At 62.5% G+C, this 22,068-nt stretch carries 14 protein-coding genes; 3 read left to right on the forward strand and 11 right to left on the reverse strand.

The features are described 5' to 3' along the window. The first annotated feature begins 101 nt into the window (after positions 1-101). Positions 102-839, forward strand: coding sequence for an ABC transporter substrate-binding protein (locus CWR53_RS01865; protein ID WP_078477884.1), 738 nt, complete (start codon positions 102-104; stop codon positions 837-839). 336 nt (positions 840-1,175) lie between these two features. On the opposite strand, the gene yccS is transcribed toward CWR53_RS01865, so the two are convergent. From yccS to CWR53_RS01900, 7 genes are all read right to left on the reverse strand, one after another. Continuing rightward, a complete protein-coding gene (gene yccS / locus CWR53_RS01870; protein ID WP_100850665.1) occupies positions 1,176-3,374 on the reverse strand; it encodes a YccS family putative transporter in 2,199 nt (732 codons plus the stop codon). A 124-nt stretch (positions 3,375-3,498) separates the two neighbouring features. Then, entirely contained in the window at positions 3,499-4,680 is a 1,182-nt protein-coding gene (locus CWR53_RS01875) for an NAD(P)/FAD-dependent oxidoreductase (protein ID WP_100850666.1), read from the reverse strand. Between the two features lie 147 nt (positions 4,681-4,827). After that, on the reverse strand, positions 4,828-6,165 hold the full coding sequence (dbpA, locus tag CWR53_RS01880; protein WP_230375157.1) for an ATP-dependent RNA helicase DbpA: 1,338 nt from the start codon (positions 6,163-6,165) through the stop codon (positions 4,828-4,830). Between the two features lie 112 nt (positions 6,166-6,277). Continuing rightward, positions 6,278-7,705 (reverse strand): multidrug transporter subunit MdtD, encoded by a 1,428-nt coding sequence (gene mdtD / locus CWR53_RS01885; protein ID WP_023533030.1) that lies wholly within the window; start codon positions 7,703-7,705, stop codon positions 6,278-6,280. Between the two features lie 100 nt (positions 7,706-7,805). Then, positions 7,806-9,125 (reverse strand): TldD/PmbA family protein, encoded by a 1,320-nt coding sequence (locus CWR53_RS01890; RefSeq protein WP_100850667.1) that lies wholly within the window; start codon positions 9,123-9,125, stop codon positions 7,806-7,808. Further along, positions 9,125-10,567, reverse strand: coding sequence for a TldD/PmbA family protein (locus CWR53_RS01895; RefSeq protein WP_058638896.1), 1,443 nt, complete (start codon positions 10,565-10,567; stop codon positions 9,125-9,127). The genes CWR53_RS01890 and CWR53_RS01895 overlap by 1 nt, the downstream gene beginning before the upstream one ends. 118 nt (positions 10,568-10,685) lie before the next feature. Then, a complete protein-coding gene (locus CWR53_RS01900; protein ID WP_100850668.1) occupies positions 10,686-11,576 on the reverse strand; it encodes a LysR family transcriptional regulator in 891 nt (296 codons plus the stop codon). A gap of 259 nt (positions 11,577-11,835) precedes the next feature. Between CWR53_RS01900 and CWR53_RS01905 the strand changes: the two genes are divergently transcribed. Further along, positions 11,836-12,759: a DMT family transporter gene (locus CWR53_RS01905; protein WP_100850669.1), complete on the forward strand. Its 924-nt coding sequence runs from the start codon at positions 11,836-11,838 to the stop codon at positions 12,757-12,759. Between the two features lie 18 nt (positions 12,760-12,777). Here the strand turns inward: CWR53_RS01905 and CWR53_RS01910 are convergent, their stop codons facing one another. The 3 genes from CWR53_RS01910 to putA all read right to left on the reverse strand — a co-directional run bounded on the left by CWR53_RS01910 (position 12,778) and on the right by putA (position 19,732). After that, positions 12,778-14,580: an acyl-CoA dehydrogenase gene (locus CWR53_RS01910; RefSeq protein ID WP_100850670.1), complete on the reverse strand. Its 1,803-nt coding sequence runs from the start codon at positions 14,578-14,580 to the stop codon at positions 12,778-12,780. 844 nt (positions 14,581-15,424) lie between these two features. After that, positions 15,425-15,769 carry a hypothetical protein gene (locus CWR53_RS22870; protein WP_181405453.1) on the reverse strand — a complete coding sequence of 115 codons (345 nt, stop codon included), beginning with the start codon at positions 15,767-15,769 and terminating at the stop codon, positions 15,425-15,427. 9 nt (positions 15,770-15,778) lie between these two features. Next, positions 15,779-19,732, reverse strand: a complete 3,954-nt coding sequence (gene putA / locus CWR53_RS01920) for a trifunctional transcriptional regulator/proline dehydrogenase/L-glutamate gamma-semialdehyde dehydrogenase (protein ID WP_100850672.1) — start codon at positions 19,730-19,732, stop codon at positions 15,779-15,781. Between the two features lie 359 nt (positions 19,733-20,091). Here putA and putP point away from each other — a divergent pair, with 359 nt between their 5' ends. Next, the gene (putP, locus tag CWR53_RS01925) at positions 20,092-21,570 is read left to right on the forward strand and encodes a sodium/proline symporter PutP (protein WP_058604020.1); all 1,479 of its coding nucleotides are present in this window, start codon (positions 20,092-20,094) and stop codon (positions 21,568-21,570) included. Positions 21,571-21,687: 117 nt separating this feature from the next. On the opposite strand, the gene CWR53_RS01930 is transcribed toward putP, so the two are convergent. Next, positions 21,688-21,945, reverse strand: coding sequence for a hypothetical protein (locus CWR53_RS01930; protein ID WP_100850673.1), 258 nt, complete (start codon positions 21,943-21,945; stop codon positions 21,688-21,690). Positions 21,946-22,068: the final 123 nt, after the last annotated feature.

A 22,068-nucleotide genomic window follows, 5' to 3' on the forward strand; every position in this document is an offset into this window, starting at 1 on the left:
CAGAATAGAGGCTAGATGACACTATTGGCCGCTGCCCCGACCAGAGCCTTTGTGTAAGCTCACCCGCAGTGTACGTTTCTTCACCGCGCAAGGGCTTGGGCATGCGGCTGATGCTTTGTGTTCTCGGGTTACTGGCCACTGTCATGGCGCCTCCGGCCGCCGCCTCCGGCAAGCTGCGCCTGGTATCGGATCATTGGCCGCCCTTCACCGACGCCAGTATGCCTGGCGGCGGTCTGGCCATCAGCATCGTGACCACGGCGCTGACGCGGGCGGGCTACAGCAGCAGCTTCGAGGAGGCACCCTGGGCTCGGGCCCTGGCAGGCGTCGGGGACGGTCGTTACGACATACTGATCAACGCCTGGCACAACGAATCGCGCGCGCGCATCGGGCTGTTTTCCAGCGCCTACCTGAACAACCGTATCCGCCTGCTGCAGCGTAAGGGTGCGGGCCTGCATTATGAGCACATCTCGGACCTGTATCCCTACAGCATCGCCGTGGTGCGTGATTACGCCTACTCGAGCGCGTTCGACGGCAATACCCGCTTGCACAAGGTAGCGGTGAGTACATTTTCGTCCGCCGTGCGCATGCTGGCGGCAGGGCGTGTGAGCCTGGCCGTGGAGGACGAGTACGTGGCCCGCTATCACCTGCAGCGCGAGCCGGACAATGTGCGTGACAAGGTAGAGCTGGTGGAGCCTGCACTGGGCGAAAACCCGCTGCACATTCTGGTCAGCTTGAAGCACCCGGATCACCAATTGATCGTCGCTCGCTTCGACGCGGCCATCGCCGCCATGAAGGCCGATGGCAGTTATGAACGGTTACTGCATCAGTATGGTTTCTAGGCGAGCAGGGGCGGCGTTACGATGCGCCGGCTTCAGGATTGCAGCTTCGCAGCTCATGGTGCCGGGGGCCGCTCTGCGGCCCATCGCGGCACAAGGGCCGCTCCCACAAAGACCGCGTTTGCCTGCAGGTCCGTGCATCCAAAGGCTATCGATTTCTCGGGTGGGAGCGGCCTTGCCGGGGCGCCGGATCGGCCGCGATGGGCCGCAAAGCGGCCCCGGCAGTATGCGCTGCGAAGCTGAAATATCAGGCTATTGCATAGCCCCTACCAATCCGCTGTCCCTGGAGATTCGCTAGCCTGCGAAGACCAATCAAAGCTATTCATCCTTGCTCCAGACCTAACGCGAAGCGCCACCTGCCGGAGCATCCTTCTTGATCAAATGCGCCGCCAACGTACGCAGCGGAGCCAATTGGCGGCAGATCAATGCCAGTTGCGTCTGTACCAGGCGCTGATGCTCATCCACCTCTTCGGGCATCTGCTCCAAGGCGTTGGCAAGCGCTTCTTCGGCATCGCTGTGAATCGCTACCGGTGAGCGCGCCGCCAGGCCATTGGCTATTTCCTCAAGGCTGTTTGCCAGGCGGCTGCCTGCGTCTTCGATCAAGTGCTCCCGTGCCTCGGCCGGCAGAGCCGTGTCACGGTGGGCGCCCAGTCCCGACAGGTAGCTGAGCAGGGTGTGCGACAGCACCAGGAAGCGGAAGCCCACATCGGCCTCCTTGCGAAAGTGGCCAGGCTCCATGAGCATGTTAGCCAAGGTCGTCGACAGGGCCGCATCGGCATTGTGGGCATTGCGCCGCGCCAGGCGATAGGCCAGGTCGTCGCGCTTGCCGTAGGCATATTGCTGCATGATCTGGCGCAGGTACTCGCTGGCACAGATCAGCGTGTTGGCCAAGGCCTTGTTCAAGCGGCGGCCTTGCCAGTCGGGCAGGAACAGGAACACGGCAAGAATGGCGATCAGGCTCCCGACCAGGGTGTCGAACAGCCGCGGCAGGAACAGCCCGTAGCCGTCGCCGATCTGGTTGAAACAGAACAGCACCATCAGTGTGATCGCAGCCGTGGCCAGGGTGTAGCGCGTGGTTCGGTTGACGAAGAACACCACCCCCGCCACGACCGCGAACAGCGACTGGATGACCGGGTTGGGGAACAGGTCGAACAGCGCCCAGCCGACGGTCAGGCCCACGGCAGTGCCGATGATGCGCTGCACCAGTTTGCGCCGGGTCGCTCCGTAGTTGGGTTGGCACACGAACAGCGTGGTCAGGATGATCCAGTAGCCCTGGGTCGGGTGGATCAGGTGCACCATGCCGTAACCGATGGACAGGGCCAGCGGCAGGCGCAGGGCGTGGCGGAACAACAGCGAGGTGGGCGTCAATTGCGTACGCAGGCGCTTGCCCATGTCCTTGAGCGAGCGCGGCGAGCGGTCCAGCAAGCTGCTGTCGCTGGCATCGGCCAGGCTGTCAGGGTTGCTTGCGGCACCGAGCAGGCGATCGAGCGTGGCCAGGTTGGCCGCCAGTGCACGCAATGAACGCAGCAGCCCGCGCCAGGCCGGGTTGTTCTGGCCGCGCAGGTGTTCGAGCGAAGCGTTGAGGTCTTCGAGTGCCTCGGTAAAGCCGCTGGCCAACACGAAGGGTTGGCGCAACCGAATCGAGCGTGCAAGCTCCTGGCACGAGGCGCCTTGCTTGCGCAGCAGGCGCTGGCACCGGAACATCACATCGCTGTGGAAGAAAGCTTCGGCCAGTGCATTGTAGGGGTAGTGGGAGGCGCTGACCCGCTCATGGATGTCCTGGGCCAGGAAGTAGAGCTTCAGGTAGCGGCTGACCTTGGAGTTGGGCTGGCTGTTGCCCACCCGGTGCAGGATGATTTCCTTCGCCGCGTTGAGGGCCGCCACCACCTTGCCATTTTGCTGGGCGAGTTCGAGCCGACGTGCTTCGACGTCCAGGGTGCGGACAGGCTCGAACAGGCTGGCCTTGAGCTTGAGATAGCTGCCCAGTTCGAAGAACAGCTTCGCCAGGCTCTGCTGCACCGGTTGGTTGGAGAACAACGCCTGCCACAGCACCGAGAGCAGCCCATACCAGGCCGCGCCTGCCACCAGCAGCATGGGTTCGTGCCAGAAGTCCGTCACCTGCCCGCCGCGCTGGTCCACGCCGATCATCGTGTAGACCGCCGTGATGAGTGTTGCCGATGCGATGGCGCCGTAGCGCTCGCCCAGGGCGCCCAGCATGGTCAAGGCAAACGCTGCCAGGGCCAGGGCGCAGACGAAGATCAGGGGGTAGGGGAACAGCAGTTCGACCGCGAGCGCCGCGATGGCAAAACAGACCAGGGTGACCGCCAGGGCGCTGAGGCGGCCTTGCCAGCTGTCGTCGGTTTCAGCCAGGGCACTGGCGATGATGCCCAGAAACAACGGGATCAGCAGGGCCATTTCGTTCTGGTGCCAGCACAGGGCAAGGCTGCCGGTAAGGGCAATGGTTACCCGGATGCTGTAGCTGAACTTGTCCTGGCCCCACAGGCGACGCAGTGAATGACGTAACGAGCTCGATGACATGATGGCCTGCCGGGCAGTGATCGTAGAAATACCGTAGCGATGAGCGGGGCCGCCAGGAGCCCCGCCACCCGCTATTGAGCACGTGCCAGCAAGAAGCGTTCCGTGCTGCGCGGTGGATTCTACCCTAGACGAACTGCGCTGCGGCGTTGGCCGATGCCCAAGCCCACTGGAAGTTGAAGCCGCCCAGGTGCCCCGTGACGTCCAGCACTTCACCGATGAAGTAAAGCCCCGGGCTCTTGAGCGACTCCATGGTCTTGGACGAGACCTCACGGGTGTCCACACCGCCCAGGGTCACCTCGGCAGTGCGGTAACCCTCGGTGCCGGCAGGCACCAGTTGCCAGCGTGCCAGCTTGTCGGCGATCAGGGCCAGTTCAGCCGGTGTGTACTGCTTCATCGGCTTGGATTCGAACCACTGCTCGGCCAGCAAAGTGGCCAGCTTGCGCGTGAACACCTCACCCAGCACGGTCTTGAGTTCAGCATTGCCGCGCTCGGTTTGCTGGGTCTGCAACCAGTCCAGCGCATCGCGGTCAGGCAGCAGGTTGATCTCAAGCGTATCGCCGGCGTCCCAGAACGATGAGACCTGCAGGATCGCCGGGCCGCTCAGGCCCCGGTGGGTGAACAGCAGGTTTTCACGGAAGCTGGTGCCGTTGCAGCTGGCGGTGCAGTCCAGCGAGGTGCCGGACAGCTCGGTGCACATGGCCTTGAGCTGGGGCTCGGTGATGGTGAATGGCACCAGGCCCGCGCGGGTCGGCAGCAAGGTATGGCCGAACTGTCGGGCCACCTGGTAGCCGAAACCGGTCGCACCCAACGTCGGGATGGACAGACCACCCGTCGCGATCACCAGCGACTGGCAGGCGAATGGGCCGGCGCTGGTCTGCAGCAGATAGCCATTGTCGGTCTTGTCGATCTGCTCGATGCTGGTGTGCATGCGGATCTGGGCGCCGGCCTCGTCGCACTCGGCCAGGAGCATGTCGAGGATGTCGCTGGCCTTGTTGTCGCAGAACAGCTGGCCGAGCTTTTTTTCGTGGTAGGGCACGCCGTGCTTGCACACCAGCTCGATGAAGTCCCACTGGGTGTAGCGAGCCAAGGCCGACTTGCAGAAGTGCGCGTTGTGCGACAGAAAGTTGCTCGGCTCGGTGTACAGGTTGGTGAAATTGCAGCGCCCGCCGCCGGACATCAGGATCTTCTTGCCTGGCTTGTTGGCGTGGTCGAGCAGCAGGACCCGGCGGCCTCGGCGGGCACTGAGCTGGGCACACATCAGGCCGGCAGCGCCTGCGCCCAGGATGATCACGTCGGTGGAGTGCACGGTGTTACCTCATCAATAGCCGAGGCCGCGTTGCGGCCCATCACAGGCACGCCAGCGCCTACAGGGACGGCAACTGGCTGGAGGCCTGTGATGATCCTGTAGGGGCTGGCTTGTCTGCGATAGGCTGCAACGCGGCCCGAAAAAATGTCAGACGATGCGGACTTTCAGGGAGCGGCCTTTGATCTTGCCGCTATTCAAGCGTTGCATGGCCTGCTTGGCCAGCGCCCGCTCCACCGCCACAAACGCCTGGAAATCAAAGATCGCAATCTTGCCCACCTGCTTGCCGGGGATACCGGCATCACCGGTCAGCGCACCGAGAATATCGCCCGGGCGCAGCTTGTCCTTGCGCCCGGCTGCGATGCACAGCGTACTCATGACCGGCAGCAGCGGCTCACCGCCTTTGTTCTTGAGGCTGTCCAACAGGTCCCAGCGCAGCGGGCTCTTCTGCAAGGCTTCGATGGCCTGGGCGCGATGGCCTTCGGCAGGTGCGACCAGGCTGACCGCGATACCCTTCTCGCCAGCGCGGCCGGTGCGGCCCACGCGGTGCACGTGGATTTCGGCATCACGCGCCAGCTCTACGTTGATGACCATGTCCAGGCCGTCGATATCCAGGCCACGGGCGGCCACATCGGTGGCCACCAGCACCGAGCTGCTGCGGTTGGCGAACATGGTCAGCACCTGGTCGCGATCACGTTGCTCCAGGTCACCGTGCAGCGCCTGGGCCACGATGCCCTTGGCCGTAAGGTGGGCCACCACGTCTTCGCACTGCTGCTTGGTGAAGCAGAATGCCACGCAGGACTGCGGGCGATAATGGCCCAGCACCCGGGTAACCGCTTCAAGGCGCTGTTCGGGAGCGATTTCGATGAAGCGCTGCTCGATCTGGTTGTCGGTATGCAGGCTTTCGACCCTGACCTGCTGCGGGTCGCGCATGAAATCGGCAGCCAGCTGCTTGATGCCAGAGGGATAGGTGGCGGAGAACAGCAAGGTCTGACGGCGCGCTGGGGTCTTGGCAATGATGCTGGCGATGGCATCGAAGAAGCCCATATCGAGCATGCGGTCGGCTTCGTCGAGGATCAGCGTGTTCAGGCCGCCCAAAACCAGCGTGCCCTTGTCCAGGTGCTGCTGGATGCGGCCCGGGGTGCCGACGATGATGTGCGCGCCGTGCTCCAGGGAGGCGATCTGCGGGCCCAGCGACACGCCGCCACACAGCGTCAGGATCTTGATGTTGTCTTCGGCACGGGCCAGGCGACGCAGTTCCTTGGCCACCTGGTCGGCGAGCTCGCGCGTAGGGCACAGCACCAGCGCCTGGCAGCCGAAGTACCGAGGGTTGATCGGGTTGAGCAAGCCGATACCGAAGGCGGCGGTCTTGCCGCTGCCAGTCTTGGCCTGGGCGATCAGGTCCTGGCCCTTGAGAATGACCGGCAGGCTCTGGGCCTGGATCGGCGTCATCGAGGTGTAGCCGAGGGCGTCCAGATTGGCCAGCATGGCGGCGGACAACGGCAAGGTGGCAAAGGCGGTGGAATCGGTGGTCACGAGGCGGGCCTGCGGTGCGAAGCGAAAAATGCTGCACAGTCTACCAGCCCCGACGCCATTCGCCCTAAGACTCCACGTGCTCTTCCGGACGACGGGCACGCCTTCCGTCCGTCGGCGCCAGTTGCAGGAAGATGGCCGCCGCCAGCATGGCCATGATGCCGATGGTGAAGAACGTCAGCTGGAACGCACCCAGGGTGGTTTCCACGCCTTCGGCGCTGCCTGCTGCCGTGAAGCCGCCCAGCAGCGCGCCAGCACAAGCCACCCCCAGGCTCAGCGACAGTTGGGCGACCACCGACAACAAGCTGTTGCCGCTACTGGCGCTGGCATCGTCCAGGTCGATCAGCGTCACCGTGTTCATGGCGGTGAACTGCAGGGAGTTCACGGCGCCCAGCAGGCCCAGTTGCACCAGCAGCAACCAGTACGGGGTCTGCTCGTCCACCAGGCCCAGGCCAGCGAGCAGCACGCCCAGCAGCACCGTGTTGCCAGTCAGGATGATGCGGTAACCGAGCCGTTCGATCAGCGGCCTGGCGACGGACTTGGCGACCATGGCCGCCGCCGCCAAGGGGATCATGCTCATGCCCGCCTGGGCCGGTGAATACCCAAGCGCTACCTGAAGCAGCAGCGGTACCAGGAACGGCAGTGCACCGCTGCCCAGGCGGGCGAACAGGTTGCCCAGGATACCGATGGCGAAGGTACGTACGCGGAACAGGCTGGGAGAGAACAACGGCTCCGGGTCGCGCCCGGCTCGCAGCCAGTAGGCCGCCAGGCAGGCCATGCCGGCGAACAGCAGCAACATGACGCGCAAGTGCGGCAGGTGCAGCTCGCCCAGGCCTTCCATGGCGATGGTGATCAGCACCATCGCGGCGCCGAACAGCAAAAAGCCCGGCCCGTCGAACGTAGTGCGCTCGGCGCCGCGCAGGTCGGGTATGAACTTCCAGACGGCGTAACAGCCCAGCAGGCCGACCGGCAAGTTGAGCAGGAAGATCCAGTGCCAGCTCAGGATCTCCACCAGCCAGCCACCTACCGTCGGGCCCAGCAATGGCCCGAGCAGACCGGGGATGGTGATGAAGCTCATGATGCGCACCAGTTCGGTGCGAGGGTAGGCGCGCAGCACCACCAGCCGACCGACCGGCAGCATCAGCGCCCCGCCGAGCCCCTGCACGATCCGCGCGAAGATCAGAAAGCCCAGGCTGTTGGCCACTGCGCACAGCAACGAGCCGAAACTAAACAGCAGGATGGCGCTGAAGAAGATGCGCTTGGTGCCGAAGCGGTCGGCGATCCAGCCCGAGGCGGGGATCAGCAAGGCCACGGTGAGCATGTACGAAATGATCACACCCTGCATGCGCAAGGGGTCTTCGGCCAGGGAGCGGGCCATGGCGGGCAGCGCGGTGTTGAGAATGGTACCGTCCAGCGACTGCATGAAGAAGGCGATCGCCACCACCCATGGCAGCCAGCGTGCGGTGATGGGGTCGAGCGGGGTGCGTTCGGGCATGACGTCCTCGTCTGTCTGTACTGGCCTCTCGACGGCAAGCGCCGCGCCTACGGGGCGGGGCAGGCGTGGCTACCGCCGTGAGATGGCCGGCAAAATCCAATCACAATGTCAGCGTCAGCGCTTTGACCAGCGCGCCGGGCAAATGACTCGATCCGGTGCTGCGTTGCCCGTAAGTGCTGGTCGACAGAATCAGCTCCCGCTCGCACGTCAACGCCTCCAGTTGCTCGCCCAGCAGGTTGTACAGGCTGTCATCGAAGCGCATCGTGTTGACCGGCCCCTGGATCTGCCCGTCCTGCACCCAGAACGTGGCGAAGCGGGTCAGGCCGGTCATGCGCGCTGCGGGCAGGTCGGAGTAGTTCAAGTACCACAGGTTGCTGATGTACAGGCCGGTGCCGAGCCGCTCCAGAACCTGTTCACGGGGTAATTGGCCGGGTGCGAGGCTGAGCGCGCAGGGCGACTCGTGGCTGTCGGCCCCGTTGGCCAGCACCCCGAACTCGGCCGCGCTGCGCGCGCAAGCCAGGCGTTGTGCTGGCTTGCCCTGCTCGATCAGCGCTACGTCCAGGCGCGGTGAGCCTTCGTCGGAGAACGCTGGGCTCAAGGAGCCGCTGACCTGCTCGGCGAAACTGATCAGTGGGCTCAGGGTGGCGTCACCGCTGTACAAGCGCTGCAGGGCACTGCTGCCGGTCGCCAGGGCCTGCGCCGAGAAGCCACCCCAGCACAGCATGCCGGCGATTTCGTCCATGGCCGCTGGCGCCAGGTAGGCGCGGTAGCTGCCCGGTTGCAGTACCACCGGCGCACGCCCCAGGTAGCCCAACTGCGCCCGAGCCTGACGCAGGCGGGCGGTGAAGTCGTCGGCACGCCATACCTGCCCGGCATAGTTGGCCTTGACCGCCTGGCCGCTCTCGTGGAACAGGCTCCAGTCGATGTTGAAGCTATTGGCCTGGTGCCAGCCAAAGGCGCCGAACGAGCTGGCGAAACCCCGCCAGATCGGGCCTGCGGCATAAATGCCGACCAGGTCCAGGTCACCGGCTTCCTGTTCCAGCAGGGCCAGCACCTCATTCAGGTCGGGCAGGGCATGCGTCTGTTGGCTATCACTGCGCCAGGCACTTTCATCCAGCCTCAGGTACGGGTCTGCCGCCAGTAGCGGAAGCATCTGGCGCAGTTGCGACAGGGCATCGAGCAGGCGCTGGCGGTCCAGGTGCGCATCACCGCTAAGGGTCACTTGTTGCTCGGCCTGACGACCAGCGTGGATCAAGCGCAGGTGAGCACTGGCCTGGCTCACCTCGCCCGCCTGACGAACCTTGGCATGGTTCAAACGCACGAACTGCGAATGCTCGGCACTCAACCCCAGGGTGTAGTGTTCGCCTGCTTGCAGGGCAGCGCCCAGGGTGTCGATGAGGGATTGGAAGGCCTGTTTCATCATGCATCTCCTCCAAACACGTCGATGGCGCTGAACACGCAAGCTGGCGAGGCGTGCCCAACCCGGATCACCTGGTTGGGCTCGCCCTTGCCACAATTGGGCGTCCCCAGGACCTGGAAGGTGCTGCGGTCGCCGACGGCGGCCAGGTTGCGCCAGAACCGTGCGGAAATGCCGCGGTAGTTGGGGTTCTTCACGATGCCCTTGAGTTCGCCATTCTCGATCAGTTGGCCCCATTCGCAGCCGAACTGGAACTTGTTGCGCGCATCGTCGATGGACCAGGACCGGTTGGTGCGCATCAGGATGCCATGCTCGATACCTGCGATCAGCTGATCCAGGGACTGATCACCCGGCTCTATGTTCAGGTTCGCCATGCGGTCGATCGGCGCCCGGTTCCAGCCGCAGGCGCGGCTATTGGCCACGCCGCCAAGACCAGAGCGGAACTGGGAAAGGGCACCGCCCAGCGGGCGCAGCAGCACGCCGTCCTGAATGAGAAATTGCTTGCTGGCCGGCGTGCCATCGTCGTCGTGGCTGTAGCTGGCCAGCTCTTCGTTCAAGGTCGGGTCGAAGGTTACGTTCAGCAGGGAAGAGCCGTACTGCAACTGGCCAAAGTCACTGGCTTTGACGAAGCTGGTACCGGCGTAGTTGCGCTCATCGCCCAGGATGCGGTCCATCTCCAAGGGGTGGCCTATGGATTCGTGGATCTGCAGCATCATCTGGTCAGGCATCAACAGCAGGTCGCGTACGCCGCTGGGCGTGTTCGGCGCCTGCAGCAATTGCAGGGCCTGGTCGGCAACCTGCCGGGCCGAGCCCCTCAGGCCGCAGCGCTCGATGATTTCGAAGCCGCCCTGCTGACCGAAGTTCTCCCTGCCCAGGCTGCGGCTCTGGCTGTCCTGGCCATCGCTGGCCGTCACGGCCAGACCAGGGAACAGAAAGCGCTGGGCCTGGCGCAGTTCGGCACCGGCCGAGTTCAGGTAAGTCTGCTCGACCAGGCTCATGCCAAGGCTTGCCTGCCAGTCCACCAGGCGCGAGTCCGACGGCACGCTGGCCGATTCTTCGGCGAGCAAGCCGAGGCAGTCGGCAAGGCCCGGCATCGGTTGGTCGAAATGAGGCGAAAGGTAATCGTGGCGCCCGGTCGGCACAGGCTGTTCGCGCAGGTCCAGCAGGCTGTAGCGGGCAATCTGTCGAGCGAGGGTTTCAGCCTGCTCCAATGCGCGCTGCAGGCCACTCTGGGACAGATCGGCCGTGGCGGCGTAGGCCTCCACACCGTTGATGCGCACGGTCAGCATGGCGCCCTCGTCCTGGCTCAAGGCAGGCGGTTCGGCAACGTTGCGGCGCACGGACAATGCCTGGTGCGACTGCCTGACATGGCGCAAGGAAAACAGATCGGCCGTGCTGCGCAGGGCGGCGAAGCGCTGGCGCAGCAGGGTGCTGGAATCGAACATGGACAAGCCTCCGGTTACACGGTGGCTCCCTGGAACCACGCGCTGGGCAATGCCGAGACGGGCCGCGCTGCGGGCTCGGGCAATGCCGGGTCATTATGGCAGCCTACTGATGTGCTGGTCAGGCATTAACGGGCGTTTGCGTTGCGGCGAACTCTGAGTCGGTTTCTTTTTGAATCGCAGCCTTGAGCACTGCGTGCAAATGCACGGCCACAGGGTGCGCGGTGTCTGTCAACAGGTAGATGCCGTGCGCGGGAAGCGTCGGCAGGTCCTGGTCATGCAAAAAGACGAGCGAGTCGTCGGCTTCGAGCTCCTCGACGATGCCAACTGCCAGGCCACTTTTGACACAGGCCAGTACCGCATGCCAGTTGGCACTTTCCAGCAGGATACGGTACGCAATGCCTTCGGCTTTCAATGCCTGTACCGCTGCCTCCCGGTAGGGACAGCCCTTTAGCTGCAATGCCAGAGGTAGCGGGCGGCTGTGATCGCGGATGAAGCCCTTCGCGGCGGCCCAACGGGGTTTTGTGGGGCGCAGCCAGTCACCCTGTTGGATGTGCTCGCTGCTGACCGCCACGGCCAGGTCCAGTTGCTGCCTGGCAAACAGGTCCAGCAACTGCGCGCTGGAGCACGCCACAGCTTCCAGCTCCATCTTCGGATTACTGGCAACGAATACCGGCAGGCATTCACTCATGAGCGTGGCGGCATAGCCATCCGGTACCCCCAGACGGACTTTGCCTGTCAGTTGCCGGGGGGACAGCGTCGCCAGCAGCTTGTCGTGGGCGATCAGAAAGCGTGTCGCCTCGCCCAGTAGATGCCGGCCTGCGGGGGTGAGCTCCACTGCCTGGTTGCTGCGCGCAAACAGCTGTTGGCCAACCTGCTCTTCGAGCTTCTGTATCTGCGTGGTCACCGCTGAAGGGCTGCGATGGACATAGTCTGCCGCTGCGTTGAAACGACCGAGTCGAGCCACGGCCTGGAAAGTTCGCAACACATTGATATCTAGACCTTTGCCCATGAAACCACCTGATTTGGCTGGATCGAATCAGCACTTCGATTTAATCAACTGTACAGGCTTTATACCCCTTCCTAAGGTGAGGTCAACGAATGTCCAACTGCCGAAATGCCTAGGCAGCGGGCACCGGATAACAGCGTGCCTGCGCTCTGCGCCCAGCCAAGAGGCTGAGTTTGTTTAATGAGCGCTTGGCTGATCGGGTAGAGGTGGGTGGCCGTAAATCCATTCCTTGCCATCGCCCGCGTCATTTGGAGGTGTAGAGATGCAACATAACTGGCCCTCCCACATTTTCCTGCAAACAACCTTTGTCCTGTCCTGGAGTTCCGGTTTCATTGGCGCCCGGCTCGGCACGCAGGATGCAGGCGCCGTGAACTTGCTGTTCTGGCGCTTCCTATTGGTCAGTCTTTGTTTATTGCCGTTTGTTTTGCATCGATTACGTAACCTGTCCTGGGCGCAAGTTCGCTACAACGCGGTCATCGGTTTCCTGGCTCAGTTCGCTTACCTGATCAGTGTCTACATTGCCATACGCGGTGGCTTGCCTGCGGGGATAGCCGCCATCATCTGCGCGCTGCAGCCCCTGATCACGGCGGCGATGGGTAGTGCGGATCAGCAGGAGCGAAGCGGCAGGAAGGAGTGGCTTGGGCTGGTACTCGGGTTTGCCGGGGTCAGTGTGGTGATTCTTGGTGAGTACAGCTTGTCTTCCACTCGGCTCGAGCCATGGCTGTATGCGCTGCCGCTGATTGCCGCGATCACGTTATCGATCGCCACCGTTTACCAACGGCGACAGTCGGTAATGGGCACGGATCACAGTAAAGAGGGCTTGTTGATGCCGCTCTTCCTGCAATCGAGCGCGACGCTGGTACTGCTCAGTGTCACAGGAGTGCCGTTGCGCCTGATCGAGCTGCCCAGCAGTGCTCAGGTATGGGTGGCGGTGGCGTGGTTGACCTTGTTTTCGACCTTCATCGCCTACCTGAGCCTGTGGATACTCTTGACCAAACTGTCGGCAACACGGGTGTCCGCGTTGGTTTACCTGGAACCCCCTGTAACGCTCATTTGGGCGGCGTTGATGTTCGGCGATGCCATTCATTGGACGACCTACCTGGGTATCGCGATAGTCGCCACTGGCATTGCCATCACCCGTACCGCTCGACGTGTGCCGTCAGCAGGGGAGTGCCCGCAACGATGAGTGGGCCAAGGCCACTTTCTAGAACCACTCTTGTTGCATGTTCAAGCTGGTGTCATCGCGCGCTTCAAGCAAGGCCAGGTCTGCATGGCAGCCCGGTATTTCGCAGATCAGGAAATACCGGGCTGCCTGCAGCTTGCCGAGGTAGAAGTCGCGGTCAGCCGCGGCGCGCTGAAGCAGACCGAGTTCGGCATGAATCGCCTGTTCCAGCCAGCGCCAGCCAATCACGCAATGGCCGAAGACCTTGAGGTAAAGGGCCGAGTTGGCCAGGGCGCCGGCGACCTTGCCCTGGGCCAGGTCGCCGAGCAGGGCAAGGGTGACACCTTGCAAGCGATTGACCAGCTGTTCCAGTGGCTGGCACAGCGGGTCGAGGTTGGGGTGATGGCTGGCGCGCTCACCAGTGACAGCGATCAGGCGCATCAAGTGCTTGAGCCCGGCCCCCCCGTTCTGGGCCAGCTTGCGGCCCAGCAGATCGAGCGACTGGATGCCCTCGGTCCCTTCGTGGATGGGGTTCAGGCGATTGTCACGGTAATACTGCTCGACCGGGTACTCCCGGGTGTAGCCGTGCCCGCCAAGAATCTGGATGGCCAGTTCGTTCGCTTTCAGGCAATACGCCGAGGGCCAGGATTTGACGATGGGCGTCAACAGGTCGAGCAGCGCCTGGGCGTTTTTGCGAGTGTTTTCATCAGGCGCCGTGTGGGTGTCGTCGAACAGGCGCGCCGCATACAAGCCCAGGTCGAAAGCGCCTTCCACATAGGCCTTTTGCGCAAGCAGCATCCTTTTGACATCGGTATGCTCGATGATCGGGATGGCCGGGGTTTGCGGGTCCTTGTTGTCGGCTGATCGGCCCTGTGGGCGCTGCCGCGCATAGTCCAGCGAGTACAGGTAACCGGCGTAACCGAGCATGACCGCGCCCATGCCGACGCCGATGCGTGCTTCGTTCATCATCTGGAACATGCAGGCCAGGCCTTGGTGTGGCTGGCCGACCAGATAGCCCACGCACTGGCCGTTGTCGCCGAAGTTCAGCGCCGTGGACGTGGTGCCGCGCCAGCCCATCTTGTGAAACAGCCCCGCCAGCACTACGTCATTGCGCGAGCCCCGGCTGCCGTCGGGCCCGACCAGGTACTTGGGCACGATGAACAGCGAGATGCCTTTGACCCCTGGTGGGGCATCCGGCAGTTTGGCCAGAACCATGTGCACGATGTTTTCCGACAGATCATGGTCACCGCCGGAGATGAAAATCTTGTTGCCCCGGAGCCGGTAGCTGCCGTCACCGGCCGGTTCTGCGCGGGTGCGGATGTCAGCCAGCGATGAGCCGGCATGGGGTTCGGTCAGGGCCATGGTGCCGAAGTAGCGGCCCTCGATCATCGGCTGCAGGTACAGGCGCTTTTGTTCTTCGCTGCCGAAGCTCTCGATCAGGTTGGCCGCGCCCATGGTCAGGAACGGGTAGGCGGTGGTGCCGGCGTTCGCAGCCTGAAAATGGGCAAAGCAGGCTTGTGACACCAGGCTGGGCAACTGCATGCCCCCGACCTCGAAGTCGCGGTTGGCGTTGAGGAACCCGGCTTCAAGAAAAGCATCTACGGCAGGCTTGACCTCGGGAATCAGCTCGGCGCGGCCGTCTACGTAGCGCGGTTCGTTTTCGTCAGCTTTGCGGTTGTGGGGGGCGAAATATTTCTCGGCGATGGTGCGCGCGGTGGTCAGCGCAGCGTCGAAGGTTTCACGGCTGTGCTCGGCAAAGCGCGGGCGTTGGGTCAGGGCTTGGGCGTCGAGGACTTCGTAGAGCTCGAAGGCCAGGTTGCGAGGGCTGAGCAGGGTCTCGGGCATGGGACGGTCCTAAAGCGGGCTTGGTGCGAGTCTAGGATTGGCCGAACAGGGCTGGCTACCATGATTGATTCAGATGATGTTCCGTCACAGATTCTCGTATTTGGAACGTCTGATGTTGGTTGACGGGGCGAAGGGGCTGGATTGAGTGAGCGTCAAGAGAAGCAGGTGTTCACAGTAATATTGCAGCACCTGTGAGATCAAAAGGCATGCATCTGTCAGCCTTGGCACCTTTCAAGCTCTGATGTTCCACTGACGGCATGAAGAATTTGAGGCATCAGAGACTTGTTCGGAGAAGACAGCAGGAAGCTAGCTTCCTGCGTGCGTTGCAGAAACTTCCTACGACCTCGAGGGGATGAGGGGCGTCTTTTTCCGACCGAGGGGAAAGACTATGCCAATACCCGTAGGCTTGTAAGTCAGAGGTGGGTACCGTTGGGTGAAAATGAGCGGAGTTTCGTCAGGTTATCGGCTATACGTCAATATGGCGATGTACGACGGATAACGCAGAGCTATGTACAGGCTGACGATGCATGGGCGATCACGGGGCAGTCTTGGCACTGGCGTCCTGTGGTGCCTGACGAGGAGTATGAGTATAGAAGGGGCGCCTATTGATGGTCTCAAATATGAATAAACAACGATCTATATACTTGTTGTGGGCCAGTATGGATGCTTTTTATATTGCTTTGTACATCTTGCGTAGTGTCGCCCGAGGCGCAATACCTTTTTGGTCAGATTTGAACAGTGGTCTTGAAGTAGTGCGGAGTTGGGGTGGTCCAGGGTTTGTGATTTGGGTCGGGCTGTTTTTACAGCTTTCAGTTATTGTTACGTGTGTGAGTTTTTTCAAGTATCAAAAATTCGCGGTGTTTTTGGCGGTGGTGCAGATGCCACTCAGATTGTTCTTCATTGTTCCGTCAATTTCGGTGGTTTTGCTCTTACCTATGGTAGTTGCTGGCATCAATAACTGGATATGGGTTGGGTTGTTAATTGCCTCAGAGGCGATTAAGGGATGGAGTATCTGGCGGCTTTGGCGTACCTCTGGATCGCCCATCTTGGAAAGATAGTGTGGCCGATGCCGCGGGCGGCGTTCGGTCTCCAGCGCTGCAAAGGGTGGAGACTGTCTGCCCATCCCCAGCCTCAAGTCATGCACTCCATAAAAAAGGGAGAGCCGAAGCTCTCCCTTTTTCTTCAACAACCCTCAGCCTCAGCCAATGGTCATCAAGCTGGCGTTACCCCCAGCCGCCGCAGTGTTCACACTCACCGCCCGCTCGATCACCAGGCGCTCCAGTGCAATCTGATGATCGCCGCTGGACAAACCGTGTACCCCGACAATCGCCCCGGCACGCTTGGCCACCTGCTGGCAGACACTGCGCAGCTGGTCCGAATCGCCGTGATGGATCACGGCATCGAACGCCACGTCGTCCTTGCTCCAGTCCGGTACCAGCTTCACCTTGGCCTGCAGTTCGCGTGGCAGGCGGGCGCGCAGGGCCTTGCCGGGTTCGCCGTCGGCCCACACCGCCGAGCTTCCCACCGCCAGCACGGCGGCGAACTGCGCCAGCAGGTCGGTTTCGTTGTCCGCCAGGCACAGCACGTGTTCGCGCGGCAGGATGGTGTAAGTGTTGCGCTCGCCGGTCGGGCCTGGCAGCAGACGGGCGATACCGCTCTGCGACTGGCTGGCGAACTGGCTGCACAGCACGGCGAGGTCGGACAGCTGATTGCTCTCGGCCCAGGCCTTCAGCGCGTGGAGCGGCTTGACAAGCTGCTCGTGCAGCGCGCGGTCTGGCTTGGCTTCGCCGTCCTGGTGCTGGAAGTGGCTGCCGATGGCGTCCGCCGGGCGGGTCGACAGCAAACGGTACAGGTACAGCGGGCCGCCGGCTTTCGGGCCCGTGCCCGACAGGCCTTCGCCACCGAACGGCTGTACGCCCACCACGGCACCGACAATATTGCGGTTGACGTACAGGTTGCCGGCATGGGCCGACTCGACCACCTTGGCAATGGTTTCGTCGATACGCGTGTGCACACCCAAGGTCAGGCCATAGCCCGAATTGTTGATCTGCTCGATCAACTGGTCCAGGTTGCGGCGGTTGTAGCGCACCACGTGCAGTACTGGGCCGAAGATCTCGCGCTTGAGCTCGTCGAAGCTGTCCAGTTCGATCAAAGTTGGCATCACGAAGGTGCCACGCTTGATCTCGGCACTGTCGGCAATCGCCACCTGATAGACCGAGCGGCCTTTCTCGCGCATGCCCTGGATGTGCTTCTCGATGCCAGCCTTGGCTTCAGCGTCGATCACCGGGCCGATGTCCACGGCCAGGCGATCCGGGCAACCGAGCCGGCTTTCGGCCATTGCACCCTTGAGCATCTCGATCACGCGGTCGGCGGAGTCTTCCTGCAGGCACAGTACGCGCAGGGCGGAGCAACGCTGGCCGGCACTGTCGAAGGCTGAGGACACGACATCGATCACCACCTGCTCGGTCAGTGCCGAGGAGTCGACGATCATCGCGTTCTGGCCGCCGGTTTCGGCGATCAGTGGCACTGGGCGGCCCTGGTTGTCCAGGCGGCCGGCCACGTTGCGTTGCAGCAGGCGAGCCACTTCGGTGGAGCCGGTGAACATCACACCCTTGACGCGCTCGTCACCCACCAGGCCAGCACCGACGGTTTCGCCGCGGCCCGGCAGCAGTTGCAGGACACCTTCCGGAATGCCTGCTTCCAGCAGCAGGCGCACGGCCTGGGCGGCGATCAGCGGGGTTTGCTCGGCAGGCTTGGCCAATACTGGGTTGCCGGCGGCCAAGGCTGCTGCCACCTGGCCGGTGAAGATCGCCAGCGGGAAGTTCCATGGGCTGATGCACACCACAGGGCCCAATGGGCGGTGGGCATCGTTGCTCAGGTCGTTGCGCGCCTGGACGGCGTAGTAGCGCAGGAAGTCGACGGCTTCGCGCACTTCGGCAATGGCGTTGGCAAAGGTCTTGCCGGCTTCGCGGATCAACAGACCCATCAGGGGCTGAATCTCGGCTTCCATCAGGTCGGCCGTGCGTTCCAGGATGGCGGCGCGCTCGGCTGGCGGGGTGGCCTGCCAGATGGGCGCTGCGTTGAGTGCGCACTGGATGGCATTGTCGACGTCTGCAACGGTCGCTTCCTGAACGTGGCCGACCACATCGCGGTGATCGGCAGGGTTCAGCACCGGCGTTGCTGCACTGTCACTGGCGGTGCAGGCCAGCAGCGGACCGGCTTTCCAGTCGTTGTTGGCGGTGGCCAGCATGGCGCAGGACAGCGAAGCCAGGCGGTGTTCGTTGGCCATGTCGATGCCTGCGGAGTTGGCCCGCTCGGTGCCGTACAGGTCACGTGGCAGCGGAATGCGGGGGTGTGGCAAGCCGATGCGGCCTTCCTGGGTACCCATGCGCTCGATGCTGGTAACAGGGTCGGCGACCAGTTCCTGGATGGAAATGGACTGGTCGGCGATGCGGTTGACGAACGAGGTGTTCGCGCCGTTTTCCAGCAGGCGGCGAACCAGGTAGGCCAGCAGGGTTTCGTGGGTGCCGACCGGCGCATACACGCGGCAAGGGCGGTTCAGCTTGCCGTCGGCGATCTTGCCTACCACCTGTTCGTACAGCGGCTCACCCATGCCGTGCAGGCACTGGAACTCGTACTGGCCGGGGTAGTAGTTCTGCCCGGCGATCTGGTAGATGGCCGACAGGGTGTGGGCGTTGTGCGTGGCGAACTGCGGGTAGATGGCCTCGGGCACAGCCAGCAGCTTGCGCGCGCAGGCCACGTACGACACGTCGGTGTAGACCTTGCGGGTGTAGACCGGGTAGCCCTCCAGGCCTTCGACCTGGGCGCGCTTGATCTCGCTGTCCCAGTAGGCACCTTTTACCAGGCGGATCATCAGGCGGTGGCGGCTACGCTTGGCCAGGTCGATCACGTAGTCGATCACATACGGGCAGCGCTTCTGGTACGCCTGGATGACGAAGCCGATACCGTTCCAGCCGGCCAGCGCGGGCTCGAAGCACAGGCGCTCGAGCAGGTCCAGGGACAGCTCAAGGCGATCGGCTTCCTCGGCATCGATGTTCAGGCCGATGTCGTATTGCTTGGCCAGCAGGGTCAGGGACAGCAGGCGCGGGTACAACTCTTCCATCACCCGCTCGTACTGGGCACGGCTGTAGCGTGGGTGCAGGGCCGAGAGCTTGATGGAGATGCCCGGGCCTTCATAGATGCCACGGCCGTTGGAAGCCTTGCCGATCGAGTGGATGGCTTGCTCATAGGATGCCAGGTACTTCTGGGCATCGTGCTCGGTGAGTGCTGCTTCACCGAGCATGTCATAGGAATAACGGAAGCCCTTGGACTCGAAGCGCGTGGCATTGGCCAGTGCTTCGGCGATGGTTTCGCCGGTGACGAACTGCTCGCCCATCAAGCGCATGGCCATGTCCACGCCCTTGCGGATCATCGGCTCGCCGCTCTTGCCGATGATACGGGTCAGCGAGGAGGTCAGGCCGGATTCGTTGTGGGTGCTTACCAGCCTGCCCGTCAGCAACAGGCCCCAGGTGGCGGCGTTGACGAACAGCGACGGGCTGTTGCCCAGGTGCGGCTGCCAGTTACCGGTGCTGATCTTGTCGCGGATCAGGGCGTCGCGGGTGCCTTTGTCGGGGATGCGCAGCAGCGCTTCGGCCAGGCACATCAGCGCCACACCTTCCTGCGAAGACAACGAGAATTCCTGCAGCAGGCCTTGAACGATGCCGGCCCGGCCACCGGTGCTCTTCTGGTTGCGCAGCTTCTCGGCGATGCCGGCAGCCATCTTGTTGGCCGCGTCGGCAAGCGGAGCGCTCAGGCGCGCCTGCTCCAGCAGCATCGGCACCATTTCCTGCTCGGGCCGACGGTAGGCTGCGGTAATGGCCGAGCGCAGGACCGACTGCGGCAGGATGCTTTCGGCGAATTCCATGAAGCTCTGGTGACCTTGCTCGGGCTGTACATCGCCGGCTTCATCGCTCAGGCCCAGGGTCTGGCCACTGATTTCGGTCAGGGTCGCGCCACCCTCGAGCTTCTCCAGGTAGCTGAAGATCGCTTGCTTGATCAACCAATGCGGCGTGCGGTCTACGGACAGCGCTGCGGCCTTGAGTCGTTCACGGGTAGGGTCGTCGAGTTTGACCCCAAGGGTGGTCGTCGCCATTTCTTATCCTCATTATTGCCACGAGTGCGGCTTAAGCTGGCGACAAGATTATCTGTAGGAAAACGCGGGTGCAACCAGGTGCAACCCTAAAATGTCGCGAATAAGGTGCAACTCGTCAGGCTGTCGTTTTTAGTGAGGGTCAAAGCGTCAAGTCGACAAGATTTTGTTCTATAAAAGGGCAACGCCTGCCTCATTAGGGAGCAAAAACGGGGCTTTGTCTGAAAAAGCATACTTGGGTGCAACTTCACAGTGAAAAATGGTTGCACCGGATTTATGTTGTTGAATAGCATCTGCCGCCTGGGTGCAACCACCAACGATGTGGGTGCGCATGAGATAACAACAAACGCCAGGGCCAACACATGGGTAATCCGTTAACGATCACATTCGTGATCTACATCGCAGCAATGGTGCTGATCGGCTTCGCTGCCTACCGCGCCACCAAGAACCTTTCCGACTACATCCTTGGCGGTCGCAGCCTTGGCAGCGTGGTCACCGCGTTGTCGGCCGGTGCGTCTGACATGAGTGGTTGGCTGCTGATGGGCCTGCCCGGCGCCATCTATTTCGCGGGGCTGTCGGAAGTCTGGATCGCCATCGGCCTTACCGTCGGCGCCTACCTGAACTGGCTGTTCGTTGCCGGTCGCCTGCGCGTGCAGACCGAGCACAACGGCGATGCGCTCACCCTGCCGGACTATTTCTCCAGCCGTTTCGAAGACAAGAGCGGCCTGCTGCGAATCATCTCGGCCATCGTCATTCTGGTGTTCTTCACCATCTATTGCGCCTCCGGCATCGTGGCCGGTGCCCGCCTGTTCGAAAGCACCTTCGGCATGTCTTACGGAACAGCGCTGTGGGCGGGGGCTGCGGCCACCATCATCTACACCTTCGTCGGTGGCTTCCTGGCCGTGAGCTGGACCGACACGGTCCAGGCCTCGCTGATGATCTTCGCGCTGATCCTGACGCCCGTGATCGTGCTGATCTCCACCGGTGGCTTCGACCAGACCTTCGCCGCCATCGAAGCCGTCAACCCGGCGCACTTCGACATGCTCAAGGGTGCGAGCTTCATCGGGATCATCTCGCTGATGGGTTGGGGCCTGGGCTACTTCGGTCAGCCCCATATTCTGGCGCGCTTCATGGCTGCCGACTCGGTGAAGTCCATCGCCAACGCACGCCGCATCTCCATGACCTGGATGATCCTGTGCCTGGCCGGTACCTGCGCCGTCGGTTTCTTCGGCATCGCCTATTTCTCGGCCCACCCTGAGGTGGCCGGGCCAGTGAATGAAAACCACGAGCGCGTGTTCATCGAACTGGCGAAGATCCTGTTCAACCCGTGGGTCGCCGGCGTCCTGCTGTCGGCCATCCTGGCGGCGGTGATGAGTACCTTGAGTTGCCAGCTGCTGGTGTGCTCGAGTGCGCTGACCGAAGACTTCTACAAAGCCTTCCTGCGCAAGAACGCCTCCCAGCGAGAACTGGTGTGGGTCGGTCGTCTGATGGTACTGGCCGTGGCCTTGATCGCCATTGCCATGGCTGCCAATCCTGAAAACCGCGTGCTCGGCCTGGTGGCCTACGCCTGGGCTGGCTTCGGTGCTGCATTCGGCCCTGTCGTGCTGATCTCGGTGCTGTGGAAGGGCATGACGCGCAATGGCGCGCTGGCCGGTATCGTGGTGGGTGCGCTGACCGTGATCCTGTGGAAAAGCTTCGACACCATGGGCCTGTACGAAATCATCCCTGGCTTCCTGTTCGCCAGCATCGCCATCGTCCTGGTGAGCAAGCTGGGCCGCCCATCGCAGGCGATGGTCAGCCGCTTCGAAACGGCTGATGCGGCTTATCACGCTGACAAGTGACATCATGACCGCAGCGCCGGTGGTTGCTGGTTGTAGATAATTTACCTGCCGTCATGACGCAAAACGGCCCGAGCAAGTTGTTTGCTCGGGCCGTTTTGCGTTTACAGCGCTTGAGGATTACAACTTGAATTTCACGCGGGTCGATTCGAACGCGCCAGCCTCCCTTGGGCGTATGCGGGCGTCGTAGTCGCCAGGGGTGTGCAAGTTAAGGGTCATGGACCACGTCGTATTGCCCGAGCTTGGTACTACCAGGTTGTCGATGGTCCCGTCTGGTTTGGTGATTTCGAGTACGGCGGTGTAGGGCGCGTTGATGATGCCGAGGTCACCATGCAGCAGAGGTGTAACGGTGTTGTCGAATTTGATGGATGCTTTCATGGGGCGTGCTCCTTGGTAATTGGAAGCACGATTGTTGATGTTCGAGCGGGGCTGAAGAACTCGGAACGGTTACCGGTAGTTCGGCAAGCGGTAGCGAAAATGACTGACGCACCTGACCACGCC

It is taken from the genome of Pseudomonas sp. SGAir0191 (assembly GCF_002812565.2).
GTDB classification, from domain to species: domain Bacteria; phylum Pseudomonadota; class Gammaproteobacteria; order Pseudomonadales; family Pseudomonadaceae; genus Aquipseudomonas; species Aquipseudomonas parafulva_B.